General features: G+C 62.5%; 8 protein-coding genes. 5 read left to right on the forward strand and 3 right to left on the reverse strand.

Going from position 1 to position 14,045, the window contains the following annotated elements; genetic code table 11:
- Window positions 1-23 precede the first annotated feature (23 nt).
- From AC6CH8_RS02455 to AC6CH8_RS02465, 3 genes are all read right to left on the reverse strand, one after another.
- On the reverse strand, window positions 24-1,706 hold the full coding sequence (locus AC6CH8_RS02455; RefSeq protein WP_498188525.1) for a DUF885 domain-containing protein: 1,683 nt from the start codon (window positions 1,704-1,706) through the stop codon (window positions 24-26).
- 65 nt (window positions 1,707-1,771) lie between these two features.
- The gene (locus AC6CH8_RS02460; RefSeq protein WP_498188526.1) at window positions 1,772-2,029 is read right to left on the reverse strand and encodes an acyl-CoA carboxylase subunit epsilon; all 258 of its coding nucleotides are present in this window, start codon (window positions 2,027-2,029) and stop codon (window positions 1,772-1,774) included.
- Window positions 2,026-3,609: an acyl-CoA carboxylase subunit beta gene (locus AC6CH8_RS02465; protein ID WP_178996528.1), complete on the reverse strand. Its 1,584-nt coding sequence runs from the start codon at window positions 3,607-3,609 to the stop codon at window positions 2,026-2,028. The genes AC6CH8_RS02460 and AC6CH8_RS02465 overlap by 4 nt, the downstream gene beginning before the upstream one ends.
- A 217-nt stretch (window positions 3,610-3,826) precedes the next feature.
- On the opposite strand from AC6CH8_RS02465, the gene AC6CH8_RS02470 reads away from it, so the two are divergent.
- From AC6CH8_RS02470 to AC6CH8_RS02490, 5 genes are all read left to right on the forward strand, one after another.
- On the forward strand, window positions 3,827-4,717 hold the full coding sequence (locus AC6CH8_RS02470; RefSeq protein WP_498188527.1) for an SDR family oxidoreductase: 891 nt from the start codon (window positions 3,827-3,829) through the stop codon (window positions 4,715-4,717).
- Window positions 4,718-4,784: 67 nt separating this feature from the next.
- Complete coding sequence (locus AC6CH8_RS02475) at window positions 4,785-5,735, forward strand: biotin--[acetyl-CoA-carboxylase] ligase (protein ID WP_091466251.1); 951 nt, start codon at window positions 4,785-4,787, stop codon at window positions 5,733-5,735.
- Window positions 5,728-6,321 carry a PH domain-containing protein gene (locus AC6CH8_RS02480; RefSeq protein ID WP_498188528.1) on the forward strand — a complete coding sequence of 198 codons (594 nt, stop codon included), beginning with the start codon at window positions 5,728-5,730 and terminating at the stop codon, window positions 6,319-6,321. Before AC6CH8_RS02475 ends, AC6CH8_RS02480 begins: the two co-directional genes overlap by 8 nt.
- A complete protein-coding gene (locus AC6CH8_RS02485) occupies window positions 6,311-7,489 on the forward strand; it encodes an adenylate/guanylate cyclase domain-containing protein (RefSeq protein WP_091466255.1) in 1,179 nt (392 codons plus the stop codon). The genes AC6CH8_RS02480 and AC6CH8_RS02485 overlap by 11 nt, the downstream gene beginning before the upstream one ends.
- A gap of 277 nt (window positions 7,490-7,766) precedes the next feature.
- The gene (locus AC6CH8_RS02490; protein WP_498188529.1) at window positions 7,767-13,901 is read left to right on the forward strand and encodes an Ig-like domain-containing protein; all 6,135 of its coding nucleotides are present in this window, start codon (window positions 7,767-7,769) and stop codon (window positions 13,899-13,901) included.
- The last annotated feature ends 144 nt before the right edge of the window (window positions 13,902-14,045 follow it).

Here is a 14,045-nt window from a genome sequence, read left to right on the forward strand (position 1 = left end):
CCGAAGGGGTGCGCACAGGAAAACTAGCCCAGCAACGCCCGGCGCAGCACGTCCAAGCCAACCGAACCGATGTTCAACGCCTTGCTGTGGAAGGACTTGAGATCGAAGCCTTCGCGGGATTCAAGCTCTGTACGGATTTGCTCCCACAAACGCTGGCCCACCTTGTAGGACGGGGCCTGGCCTGGCCATCCAAGGTAGCGGGTGAATTCGAACTGGAGCTGGCCTTCGCTGATGTCGAGGTTGGCTTTGAGGAAGTCGAAGCCCTTCTCGGGAGTCCACGTTCCCGTGCCCCAGCGTTCGGGGACGGGCAGTTCCAAGTGGACGCCGATGTCGAACACCACGCGGGCAGCACGCATGCGCTGGCCGTCGAGCATGCCCATGTGGTCGCCCGGGTCCTTGAGGTAGCCCAGTTCAAGCATGAGCTGCTCGGCGTAGAGTGCCCAGCCTTCTCCGTGGCCGGACACCCAGCAGGCATTGCGGCGCCAGTTGTTGAGGAGTTCGCGGCGATACGTGGCCGTAGCTACCTGGAGGTGGTGCCCGGGAACGCCTTCGTGGAACACTGTGGTGGTTTCGGACCAGGTGGTGAAAGTGTCTTCGCCTGCCGGTACGGACCACCACATGCGGCCGGGCCGGGAGAAGTCGTCGGAAGGGCCGGTGTAGTAGATGCCGCCTTCATCGGTGGGGGCGATCATGCATTCGAGGGTTTTCATGACGTCGGGGATGTCGAAGTGGACATCGGCGAGCTCAGAGACTGCACGGTCGGAGAGTTCCTGCATCCAGGCCTTGAGGGCGTCCGTGCCCTTGATCTGGCGGGCGGGATCGTTATTGAGAATGCTCTTGGCTTCTTCAATGGAGGCGCCCGGCTTAATCTGGCCGGCAACCTTTTCCTGCTCGCTGATGAGCCGCTCGAGCTCCTGGACACCCCAGGCGTACGTTTCTTCCAGGTCGACTTCGGCGCCAATAAACGAACGGGACGCCAGGGCATACCGTTCACGGCCCACGGCGTCCTTCTCCGGGGCTACGGGGAGGAGCTCGTCCCGAAGGAAGTCGCCCAAGGCACTGTACGCAGAACGCGCGGCCGCAGTCCCGGCGTCGAGCTTTGACTGAACGTCCGCAGGCAGCGGCTGATCACCAACGGCGGCCGTTGACGCCATCTTGGCGAAGAAACCATCCTCTGCCGCGTACCTGCCGGTCTGCTCAATGACGATCCGCACTTGGCGGGCGGCGGATATTTTTCCGGCGGCAGCAGCCGAGCGAAGTGATGCAATATAGCCCTCAATCGCACCAGGAACGTTCGCAGCACGGCCGGCGATGTGTTCCCACTGTTCCACCGTGTCCGTGGGCATGAGGTCGAAGATGGCGCGAATGTCCTGGGCGGGGGAGGCGATGTTGTTGAGGTCGGCCTCATCCCAGCCGGACTCGTGGATCTCCAGGTCCAAGCCGAGCCGCTCGCGCATCGCGTCCAGGGTGACGGCGTCCACATCATCGGACGGTTCAAGGCCTGCCAGGGCATCCAAGGCCAATCTTGTGGCCTCCGCATGCGCCTCAGCCCCGGCAGGCGAGTAGTCCTGGTATTCCGTTTCGTGTCCCGGCAAGCCCAGCGTGGTGGCGAAGCTGGGATTGAGTTCGATCAGCTTTTCTGTATACGCGTCAGCCACGGCATCGATGGCGGACTTAGGGCGTACGGGAGTGTTTGCAGTAGTCACCCACAGAGCCTAGCCGCGACAACGCTTACGTGAAAGGGTTGTTGAACTTTCTACAGAGGAGGGAATTAACCCCGGCTGCGCTTCCAAGCACCTGGACCCGGTGTGGAGTCCAGGCGGAGTTGTTGGCGACGCACCCAGTGCCGGACGTTCGGCTTGGACGAGGCCTCTTCCTGCCGGACTCCCAGCGAAACCACGACGGCGGCAAGCGCCGCGAGCTCTTCGGTCGTCGGTTCGCCCTTGACCACCGAGAACATCGGTTCGGCAGGCGATGCGGCGGCTGCTCCGTCAGGCGCCAAATCGGCGCGATGCTTGGGCGCCATCACAGCGGGATGTTTCCGTGCTTCTTGGTGGGCAGGCTCGCGCGCTTGTCGCGGAGGGCCCGGAGTCCGCGGATGATCTGCAGGCGGGTATCCGAGGGAGCGATGACTGCGTCAACATAGCCCAGCTGCGCCGCCTGGTACGGGTTGAGCAGCTCTTCCTCGTAGCCCTGGATGATTTCGGCGCGCTTGGCTTCGACGTCGCCACCGGCCTCGGCTACGGCAGCGAGATCGCGGCGGTAAAGGATGTTCACTGCCCCCTGGGCACCCATGACGCCGATCTGGGCCGTAGGCCAAGCGAGGTTCAGGTCAGCGCCCAACTTCTTGGAGCCCATCACGATGTACGCGCCACCGTAGGCCTTGCGGGTGATGACGGTGAGCTTGGGAACGGTTGCTTCAGCGTAGGCGTAGAGGAGCTTGGCGCCGCGGCGGATGATGCCTTGGAACTCCTGGTCCTTGCCGGGCAGGAAGCCGGGGACGTCAACCAGCGTGATGATGGGGATGTTGAAGGCGTCGCAGTGACGGACGAAGCGGGCAGCCTTTTCCGAGGCAGAGATGTCCAGCGTTCCCGCGAACTGCATGGGCTGGTTGGCCACGATGCCCACGGTGTGGCCCTCAACGCGGCCGTAGCCGATCATCACGTTGGGAGCGTAGAGCGACTGCATTTCCAGGAAGTGGGCGTCGTCCACAATCTGCTCAATGACCTTGCGCATGTCGTACGGCTGGTTGGCGGAGTCGGGGATCAGGCCGTCCAGCGCGTGGTCGTCGTCGTTCAGTTCCAGTTCCTGGTCGTGCTCCACCACCGGGGCCTCGGACAGGTTGTTGGAGGGCAGGAAGTCCAGGAGTTCTCGGACGAATTCGATCGCGTCGGCTTCGTCGGAAGCCAGGTAGGTGGAGGTGCCGGTGGTGGCATTGTGCTGCCGCGCGCCACCGAGGGTTTCCATGTCCACGTCCTCACCGGTGACTGTCTTGATGACGTCAGGTCCGGTGATGAACATGTGGGATGTCTTGTCCACCATGACCACGTAATCAGTCAGCGCGGGGGAGTAGGCAGCGCCGCCGGCGCACGGGCCCATGATGAGGGAGATCTGGGGGACCACGCCGGAAGCGTGCACGTTGTTGCGGAAGATGTCCGCGAACATCGCCAGCGAAGCAACGCCTTCCTGGATGCGTGCGCCGCCGCCGTCGTTGATCCCGACAACCGGGCAACCGTTCCGGAGGGCGAATTCCTGGACCTTGACGATCTTCTCACCGTTGACTTGGCTCAGCGAGCCGCCGTAGACGCTGAAGTCCTGGCTGTAGATGGCGATGAGGCGGCCATCCACGGTTCCGTATCCGGAGACCACGCCGTCGCCGAGCGGCTTCTTCTTTTCCATGCCGAAAGCGGTGGAGCGGTGGACTGCGAGGGCGTCGAACTCGACGAACGATCCGGGATCGACGAGGAGGTCGATGCGTTCGCGGGCGGTATTCTTGCCGCGCGCGTGCTGCTTTTCGATTGCTTCCGGGCCGGAAGGCTGTTCTGCACGGGCCTGGCGGTCGCGGAAGTCGGCAATCTTTCCCGCTGTCGTTGTCAGATCGTGGCTCATCAAGTGTCTCCGGCTCTGTAGCTGATATTCGCTGGCGCAATCCCCGGCACGGACAAGTAGCTGACTTAAGTAGCTTCCGTACAAAGAACAGGCCCCGCAGGCCAGTCTAGTGACGCCTCTGCCGCGAACCGCTGTAGAAACCCTACAATTTTCCGTGCCCTCGCCAAAGCCAACACTATGTTACCCGCCAGTAACATAGTTGGGTTAGAGTGTCCCCATGACTTCAAGCAACGGCGCTTCCTCCGCCTCAACAGAGGGTCACACGCAACGCACCAGCCCCTATGTTGCCTCCGCTTCGCTCAAGGGCAAGACCATCCTTGTGTCCGGCGGCAGCCGTGGCATCGGCCTGGCCATCGCCACCCGTGCGGCCCGCGACGGCGCCAACATCGTGCTCATGGCCAAGACCGGCGACCCCCACCCCAAACTCGAGGGGACCGTCTTTACCGCCGCGGAACAGTTGGTCGAAGCGGGCGGCCAGGCGCTGCCGCTCGTCGGGGACGTCCGCAATGATGACGACGTCGCCGCAGCAGTCGCCGCCGCCGTCGAGCGTTTCGGGGGCATCGACGTCGTGGTTAACAACGCCTCGGCGATCGACCTTTCCCGCACCGACGCCGTGGACATGAAGCGCTACGACCTCATGCAGGACATCAACGTCCGCGGCACGTTCCTGTTGTCCAAGCTGGCCCTGCCCACCTTGCGCGAATCCAGCCACGGCCACATCCTCACCTTGTCTCCTCCCCTTAACCTGGACCCGAAATGGGCCGGTATGCACTTGGCCTACACCATGGCCAAGTACGGGATGAGCCTCACCACGCTGGGACTCGCCGAAGAGCTGAAGAACGACGGCGTCTCGGTCAATTCGCTCTGGCCATGCACCTTGATTGACACGGCTGCGATCCGGAACATGCCCGGTGGGCAGCAGATCGTGCAGGCGGCCCGCGGACCGGAGATCATGGCCGATGCCGCGCACGCCGTGCTGACGGGTTCGGGTGCTACCGGGAATTTCTATACAGACGAAGAGGTGCTGCGCGCTGCCGGCGTTTCGGACTTCACTCCGTACAGTCTCGGCGCGCCCGAAGATCGCTTGGTGCCGGACATCTTCCTTTAGGGAGATTCATAGCCGTTTTTCAGCGCAGCCATCATCCGGGGACGTCGCAACTGGATAGGATTCAGCTATGGATGCCGAACAGCCAGAGAGCAGCGAACCCCAGGTCTTGTCCGGAGAGGTCACGTCCGGGCACTCGCGTTCCTCTGTGGATCGTAGGGCGTTGGACCGTGATGCTCTGCTCCAGTCGGACTTCTTGTCGGCTACCGGCATCTCCCAGCTGAAGATTGTCGATTCCACGGGATCCACCAACCAGGACCTCGTAAGGGCTGTGACGGTGGAACCGAAAAAGTGGGCCGACCTTTCCGTGTTGACCGCCGAACACCAGACGGCGGCGCGCGGCCGGCTGGACCGCCACTGGGAATCACCCGAGCGGTCGGCGGTGTCCGTCTCCATGGTGCTGCGCCCCGTAACGGCAGAAGGAATGCCGGTCCCGACGCAGAGCTATTCCTGGCTGTCGCTCCTTGCTGCGGTGGCCCTGCGTGAGGCCCTGCAGGAAACCGCCGGAATCACCGCGGAGATCAAATGGCCCAATGACGTGCTGGTCAACGGGCGGAAGGTGGCTGGCATCCTGGCCCAGATGACTCCGCTGGGCGATGGCTCCGTTCCGGCCGTCATCTTGGGTGTTGGCCTCAACGTGTCCTTGGCCGAGGAGGAACTTCCGGTTCCCACAGCGACCTCGCTTGCCCTCGAAGGGGCCACGACGACGGACCGCACCGCGCTGCTGAAAAGCTACCTTTCCCGCTTTGCCAGGTTGTACCGCAGTTTCTGCAACTCCGAGGGAGATCCTGCGGCCGGTTTGGTAGGCGGCCCGTCCCTACACAAGCGCGTCGAGTCGGCCATGGTGACGTTGGGCCGGGAAGTGCGCGCTCACTTGCCTGGGGACCACGAACTCGTGGGCCACGCCTCGCGCCTGGACGAGCATGGCTCGTTGTTGGTGGTTGACCACGGCGGCAGGGAGCACGTAGTGACAGCCGGAGATGTGGTGCACTTGCGCGCCACAGAAAGCGGTTATGCGTAAAGAGTTACTTCCGGGGGAGCAGGTCATCACGATTACGCGCCAACAGGGCCGTTCGCTCTTCTTTCCGGTGCTGGCCTTCATCGTGGTACCCGCCCTGACGGGTTTTGCCTGTGCCTGGATCGTCAGGGAAAACCCCCAGCGCCTGGTGCCGTTCATCACTGCCGAATGGACGCCTTGGCTGGTGGGGACCGTTGTTGTGCTCGCGGGGTGGTTCCTCGCCGCGTACAGCCTCAAGCGTGTGTTGCGGTGGCGGTCGATCAAGTACGTCCTGACGAGCAGGCGTGTACTTGCCAAGAACGGAATGTTTCGGCGCAGTGATTGGCAGGTATCGCTGATGGCCGTCCGCAACGTTGGTGTCCAGCAAAGCATGCTCCAACGGGCATTGCACTCAGGGAATATATCCTTGGATACCGGGCACTCCGGAATAGCCGTCCTGGCCGATGTCCCCGAAGTGGGGAAGTTCCGGGGATTCATTCTTGACGCGATGGACGAACTCCCGCAAGGTGAGGTTTTTGAGGGTGAAGTACTGAGGGATTTTGAAGAATTGCCATGGGAGTTGAGAGAAGGTGGAAGAGATGAGCGTTGAGGATCAGCAGTCCGGCGAGGACCTGGACCAGGAGTTCGACGCCGTACCGGAACCTTCCGTCGACGAGGAGACTGAGGTCGGGCCTGCTCCGGCGTCGGTGCAAACAGGTCCGCCCACTGGCGTGATGTCCGCGGAGCGCCTGGCTATTAAAGCGCTTGAGGCGAAGCTCCTTGGCGGAGAACGAAAGCTCCGGCGTCGTGAAGTTGCGGCCGGTGCAGGCGTGTCCATCCTGTCGGCACGCAAAATCTGGCGCGCGCTGGGATTCCCTAACTTTGGGGACGAGGACGTGGCGTTTACTGAACGCGACCAAGCTGCCTTATCCAGCATCCTGGACTTGGTGCGTGCAGGGCTCCTGACGGAGGAAGCCGCGATCTCAGTTACCCGTTCCATCGGCCAAATGACGGACCGCATGGTGGTGTGGCAAATCGAAGCCTTGGTGGAGGACATGGTTTCCGAACAGGGAATCCCTGATGCCGTAGCCCGAAAACAGTTGGTCGGGCAGCTGCCTGCCCTGGTGGATTCCCTCGAAGAGATCCTGGTGTACTCCTACCGCCGCCAGCTCAACGCCGGCGTTCAGCGGCTTGCCGTTCGGGCGGAGGCGGGGCTGCAGGCCAGCGAGGAGGGTCGGGAGGGTGACGAAGACGATTCGCCGTTGCCCTTGGCCCGTGCCGTGGGATTCGCTGACCTTGTCTCTTACACCAGCCTGTCGCGCCGCATGAACGAGAAAACGCTCGCCCAGTTGGTGCAGCGTTTTGAGAATAAATGCGCCGAGATCATTTCCGTGGGTGGCGGACGACTGGTCAAGACCGTGGGCGACGAAGTCCTCTACATCGCTGAAACCCCCGCTGCTGGAGCGGAGATTTCCTTGGCACTGGCACAGGCCTTCACTGAGGATGAGATCCTGCCGCAATGCCGTGTATCCATGGTGTGGGGCCGCATCCTTTCCAGGCTTGGCGATATCTACGGGCCCACCGTTAATCTGGCTGCACGGCTGACTACGCTGGCGCAGCCCGGGACGGTTCTCGTGGACGCCATGACTGCGGCCGCCCTTGGACAGGATGACCGCTTCGTCCTGGTTCCCCAGAAGTCGGAGAACGTCCGTGGCTTCGGTGAGATCCATCCCGTGATGCTCGCACGCGGACGCGGCAAGGGTTTGGTGCTGGACTAGGCAGCCTGCTGACAGCCCGTCTGGGCCGCACGCTCTCTCACGTCCCTCGGGCTTCAGCCGTTCGCTCTCTCACTTTCTTGACGAAAGTGAGATAGCGATCGGGCTTAAGGGCTGTTATATGAGAGAGCGTTGGAAATATCTGCGGTTGCTGAGAACTGCGTCACGACTTAGCAAAACGATGGATTAACCCGGTAGTCTTAGCGTTGTTTGTGTCGTGGATGGCCGTGCGGTTTCGGTGTCGGCTGCCTCGGGCTGCCTAATTTGTGGGGGAATGTGGATGGCTCTGCCTGACGGGTCCGGGAACCGCCGTGCCAAGAACCGCCGTCGGAAGGTCATAGCGGCAACCGCTTTTTCCCTTGCTGCCGCAGTCCTGGTGACCGGCGCGATCCTCTACCCGGGGTTCAAGACCACTGAGGTGGACCTCAATGATGGCGGCGTCTGGGTGGTCAGCAAGTCCAAGAATGCCGCCGGCCGGCTCAACTACCCTTCCAAGTCCCTGGACGGTGCAGTGACACCGGCAAGCAAGGATTTCGACATCCTCCAGCAGGCCGGCGACATCTTCATTGATGACCCTGAAGGTGCCACCATCAACCCGGTCAGCGCCGCAAATATGCGACTGGGCGGAGACCAGAAACTGCCCGGCTCCGCAGATGTAAGTTTCGGCCACAAAGTGCTGGCAGTTACCGACCCCTCAAAAGGCAAGGTCTGGGCACTGTCGCCCGGATCAGTGGGCGGCTTCAGCGACGAGTCAGAGCCACTGTTCGAGCAATCGCCCGGAATTGTTTCGGTGGTGGGCGCAGACGACACCATTCACACTGTGGATCCGGAGTCCGGCAGCGTGACCGCAACCAAAGTGGACGCCAACGGCAGGTCAGTGGATTCGCAGGTCCGCAAGGATGATGCCCTCAAGGGCGCCGGAGACCTGCAGCTCACCGCCGTGGGTGACAAGGCCGTTGTGCTCAATGAAGTTACCGGAAACATCGTTCTCCCGGGTGGCGCAACTGTTCACCTGGATGACGCCCGGGACGCGAAGCTCCAACAAAGCGGACCCGCCGCGGATTTCGTGGCCATCGCCACCACCAAGGCCCTTCTGCTTCAGCCGTTGGATGGGGGTACAGCCAAAACCGTCCGGCCCAACGGCGAAGGCGTTCCCGCGGCGCCCGTCCAGCTGGGCACCTGCACTTACGGAGCATGGTCCGGTGCCAACAAGTACATTCGCGAATGCAGCAACGAGGCTGACAACCGCCGCGCCGACGTTCCCAAGGCGAGTGCGTCGCCGTCGTACGTTTTCCGCGTAAACCGCGACCTTGTGGTTCTGAACGACGTCAATTCCGGCAACGTCTGGATGGTCAACCAGAACATGCAGTTGGTCAACAACTGGGACGACGTTATCCCGCCCCAGCAGACATCGGACGACGCCGACAAGGACTCCGCGGATGAAGTCCAGCAGACGGTCCTGCCGGACCGCAGCAAACCCAACACCCCGCCTGTGGCCAAGCCGGACGCCTTTGGCGTGCGCGCCGGGAAGACGACCCTCCTGCCGGTTTTGGACAACGACGCCGATACCGACGGCGATGTCCTGACGGTCTCCGCTGACCAAGCCGTGAAGTCCGGCGCGTTGGCGCCTGTCTACGGCGGGACGGGTTTCCAGATCTCCGTCCCTGCGGAGCAATCCGGGGCCGAGACTTTCAAGTACTCCGTGGACGATGGCCGTGGCGGAACCGGCGCAGCGAACGTTGACCTCCGGATCGTGCCGTCCGGTGAGAACAACGCACCCCAGCAGAAGCCCAACAGGAACAACGCCTTGGTGGTGCAATCCGGGAAGATCGCCAACCAGTACATCCTCAGTGACTGGATAGATCCCGACGGCGATGACATCTTCGCGGTTGCTGCCAGCAGCAGCGATCCCGCCGACCAAGTACGCATCCGGCCGGACGGGTTACTGACGTTCCAGGACTCCGGGGCAGGGCCGGGCAAGAAGACCATTTCCGTGACGGTTTCGGATGGCGCACTGAGCACTGAGGGGCGCATCAGTGTGGACGTTCGTGCCCCTGGTGCCCTGCCGCCCATCGCCAACGCCGATCACGTGGTGGCGGTGGCAGGCCAGGACACGGTGATCGCCCCACTCAAAAACGATACTGATCCACAAGGCGGCACTCTGAGGCTGGCCCAGGCCCAGCCGGACGAACAAGCCACGGCTGTCATCGGTCCGGACCAGCAGACGTTTACCTTTAACTCCACGACTGTCGGCCCTCACTACGTCACCTATATGGTCACCAACGGCCCCGCGAGTGCGCAGCAGCTTGTGCGCGTGGATGTAGTGTCCGGAAATAACGACGGCGCTCCCGTTGCGGTCCGCGACATCGCGCTTCTGCCCAGCGGCGGCAGCACTGTGGTGGACGTGCTGGGCAATGATTCGGATCCGGCCGGCGGCGTGCTGGTTGTCCAGTCGGTCACTGCGGAGGACGGCCTGCCGGTCACGGTAGCGGTTCTGGACCATTCAGTGGTCAAGGTCACCGACATCCATGCGACCGGACAATTGTCCTTGAAGTACACGATTTCGAACGGCAAAGCGTCGGCCACGGGAGACATCTCGGTGCAGGTGGTGCCGGCACCGAGCAAGCTGCAGGCCCCACAGGCCAAGCCCGACGAAGTATCGGTACGCGTCGGCGACGTTGTGACCATCCCGGTCTTGGAGAACGATTCGGACCCCAACGGCGGAGAGCTCACCCTTGATCCCGCACTGGCGCAACAGCCCGACGCCGCGGACGGCAGGACTTTCATCGCTGGCAATTCCCTGCGCTTCATCGCAGGCGAGGTTCCCAAGACCGTCTATGCCATTTACAAGGTCAGCAACGCGTCGGGCCAGACCGATTCGCAGCAAGTCACTATCCGTATCCGCGCCAGGGACGACGCCACGAACACCCGCCCCGAGCCGCGAAACCTGACCGCACGTGTGGTGGCGGGCATGACCGTCAAGATCCCCGTACCGTTGGACGGCATCGATGCCGACGGCGACTCGGTGCAGCTCATTGGCGTCGACAAAGCGCCCGCACTTGGCACAGCCGTGGTGCGGGATGGATACATGGAGTTCACTGCTGCCGCCAATTCTGCCGGGACTGACACGTTCAGCTATCGCGTTCGGGACCGAATCGGAGCCGAAAACACCGGCACCGTGATTGTGGGCATCGCACCGGCAGAAGCGAACAATCAGAAGCCGATTGCCGTGGACGATGCAATTGACGTCCGGCCAGGTCGTCGGATTGCAGTAGATGCGTTGAAAAACGACTCGGATCCCGACGGCGATCCCCTTGGCCTGGTGAATTCCTTCGAAGCCAATCCGGAACTGCAGGTTGAGGCTGCCACCGGCAAGATCCTGTTGACGGCGCCCGGCGTTGCCGGAAACGAGAGCATCAGCTACCGGATCCAGGACGACAAAAAGGCTGAAGCAAGCGCTGTTGTCAGGGTTCAAACAAGCCCGACGGCGGCCCTCCACGTTCCGATTGCGGTAGACGATCGCATCACCCTGGCTGAGACGCTGGGCAAGACCGCCGTGGACGTCCCGGTACTGAAAAATGACTCTGATCCGGACGGCGTTGCGGAAGACCTGACCATCACGTTGCCGGATGCGACCCCGAACGCCAGGGTAGGGACCGCCGGCAACGTTGTGGTGACTCTTACTCCCCAGGACCAGCTGATTCCGTACACCGTGACGGACATGGATGGGCAGTCAGCAACAGCAGTGATGTGGGTCCCCGGACAAGGCCTGCAGTATCCAACGCTTGCCAAGACCGAGCCCGTTGAGGTCATGTCCGGCAAGGAAATTACGCTTTCGCTCGAGGAATACGTCCGCGTGCGGGACGGGCGCCAACCCCGGCTTACGGTGGCGGACAAGATCCGTGTACAGGGAGCCGATCCCAACAACGTTATTTCGGGCGACGGAAATGCTCTGCGGTATGCGGCACAGACGGACTACGTTGGCCCGGGGTCCATCACCTTCGAGGTGACTGACGGATCGGGCCCGGACGACTCGGAGGGGCTGAAGTCCACGTTGACCATCATCACCAAGGTGATCCCGGACCCCAACGCGAACCACATCCCCACTTTCAGCGGCGCTTCGATCGAGGCACCCAAGGGGGAAACCACGGACTTGGAACTGGCAAACCTCGCGAAGGATGTGGACGAGCGGGATCAGGGAAACCTCAAGTTTGAGCTCGACGGACAGCAACCCGCGGGCTTCCAAACCAAGGTGGAGGGAACCGTCCTCAAAGTCACCCCCGACCTTTCTGCTAATCCGGGCGTGGTGGGCACCTTCCCGCTAAAGGTCACGGACGGCCGCTCTGACGCTGTTCGTGCCACGGTGACGGCCACGGTTGTCTCGTCCAACAGGCCGCGTCCTGCAGCCAACGACGACGCTGTTGAGAAAGCCAACGCCGGACGCTCCGAGACCGTTAACGTGTTGGCTAACGACTTCAACCCCTTCAACGATTCACCGCTGACCATCGAGAGCGCCGCCGTGGAAACAGGCTCTGCGGCTGGTCAACCGACGGTCTCGGGCGATTCGGTCACAGTTACTCCTGCTGACAGCTTCAAAGGCGTCATGGTGGTGCGGTACACCGTGCTGGACAAGACCAAGGACCCATCCAGGCAGGCCGTGGGGCGTGTCCGGATCACAGTCCGGGACAAGCCCGACGCTCCGTCGGCGCCCGTAGCAACCGACGTCCGCAGCCGCACCGCGGTGCTCAAGTGGGCACCGCCGTCGGACAATGGCGCAGCCATCACCAAGTACACGGTGAAGGCGGCCGGCTTTGAGCAGGTGTGTCCCACCACTACCTGCACGCTCTCGGGACTGACCAACAACGTGAAGTACGTGTTCACGGTATTCGCCACCAATGAGGTGGGGGACTCGCCAGCATCGATCGCGTCCAATGAGATCCGCCCGGATGAGAAACCGTCGCCGCCGGACGCCCCCACGGTCAAAGCCGGGGACAAGAACATGGCTATTACGTGGACCCCTGCGAAGACCGAGGGCTCTCCTGTGAAGCATTACAACCTGGAGATCTCGCCGCCTCCGGCCAACGGCATAGCCGTCAAGAACGAGGTCACCGGCCTGAGCTACACATGGCCCGGGCTCAGCAATGGCGTGAAGTACAAGGTTCGTGCCCAGGCCGTCAACGAGCTCGGTCCGTCGGATTGGGGCATGTACTCCCTTGAGGACAACCCCGCTGGCCTTCCGGCGGCCCCGGCTGCCCCCACCACCGCTGTGGTGGAGTCCGTGGGAACAAGTAACCAGATCCGCGCGGATTGGGCCGAACCCGATATCAATGGTGATCCCATCAAGACGTACTACGTCACCATGAGCGGTGGAAACGGCGTGCCCCAGACCCAAACAATCCCGGGAAACGTCCGGTCAGCCACCTTTACCGCCCAGAACGCCGAAGCCGGCTACACGTTCACAGTGCAAGCTGAGAACAAGGCCGGGAAGGGTGGCGTCAGTGCCGCCTCAGCCCCTCGCCGTGCCACAGGCAAGCTCGGCACCGTTAACAACGTCACAGCGACACCGGCAAATACCGGGGGAGCGGGCCGGGCAGTCACCATCAACTTTGCGGTCCTTGACGACAAGCAACGAAACGGATCCACGCAGAGTGAGGTCAGCTACCGCTACCTGGCGAGTACCGGCCAGTCCGGTCCCATCACGCCCGGGCAAACGGTGGGTGGTTTCGCCAATGGGCAGGCTACCTCCATCACGGTCACGGCCGTTTCCTCCGTGGCGCCAAGTTCCAATGCCAGCGCACCGGCAACAACCACACCGTATGGTTCGCCCGGAACGCCGTCCGCTTCCGGTGCCAATGGTGGCCAGAACCAGACCACACTGACGCTGAACTGGTCCTCCCCGTCCACGGGCAGCAACGACGTAGCCGTGACCAAGATCAGGATCACCGGCGGTGGAACGGATACCGGGTGGATCAACGAATCCGCGTCGGGCAGCCGGGTAGTCAACACCGGTGGCTACAACCAGACCCGCACCATTGAGGTCCAGACGTTCAACTCCATAGGCCAAGGCGGAGGCGTGGCTACCGCAAGTGCTCAGAGCGGGCCGCAGAAGACCTCCTGGGATGCGACCTTGCCATCCGGCAGCTTCCGTACGTGCACGGACACCGCGCCATCCGGTCAGACGTCCTGGGACCCCAACACTCCGGGGCACCGCTGCGATGGCGTGGTCTATGGAGCCCCATGGCAGTACGAGTCCAATGGCACATTCACGGTTAACTGTTACATCAACCGCAGCACCCCGTACTTGAACTATGCGGCGTGGTACCGCCTGACCAGCGGCGCTAATGCTGGCCGTTTCATCGCCCAAGGCAACACCACCTTGGGAGACCCCGGACCCCATCAGATTCCGCAATGCTGACTCAATCGGTGCCGGGGCACCGGGCAGTTGTCCCCATCGCGCCCCGGGCCAGGGAGACAGTACGCTGTCAAAGCCAATGGATAGCCCGGTCTCGGGTTTCCTTGGCCGGCCGTGGGGCGCGTGGGATAGTCTTAGGGACTGAAA

It is taken from the genome of Paenarthrobacter sp. GQ52 (assembly GCF_059759005.1).

Excerpts from the sequence above, each read along its gene's own strand:
- AC6CH8_RS02465 (WP_178996528.1), bottom strand. The coding sequence starts at position 3,609 with ATGAGCCACGATCTGACAACGACAGCGGGAAAGATTGCCGACTTCCGC.
- AC6CH8_RS02470 (WP_498188527.1), top strand. The coding sequence starts at position 3,827 with ATGACTTCAAGCAACGGCGCTTCCTCCGCCTCAACAGAGGGTCACACG.
- AC6CH8_RS02475 (WP_091466251.1), top strand. The coding sequence starts at position 4,785 with ATGGATGCCGAACAGCCAGAGAGCAGCGAACCCCAGGTCTTGTCCGGA.
- AC6CH8_RS02480 (WP_498188528.1), top strand. The coding sequence starts at position 5,728 with ATGCGTAAAGAGTTACTTCCGGGGGAGCAGGTCATCACGATTACGCGC.
- AC6CH8_RS02485 (WP_091466255.1), top strand. The coding sequence starts at position 6,311 with ATGAGCGTTGAGGATCAGCAGTCCGGCGAGGACCTGGACCAGGAGTTC.
- AC6CH8_RS02490 (WP_498188529.1), top strand. The coding sequence starts at position 7,767 with ATGGCTCTGCCTGACGGGTCCGGGAACCGCCGTGCCAAGAACCGCCGT.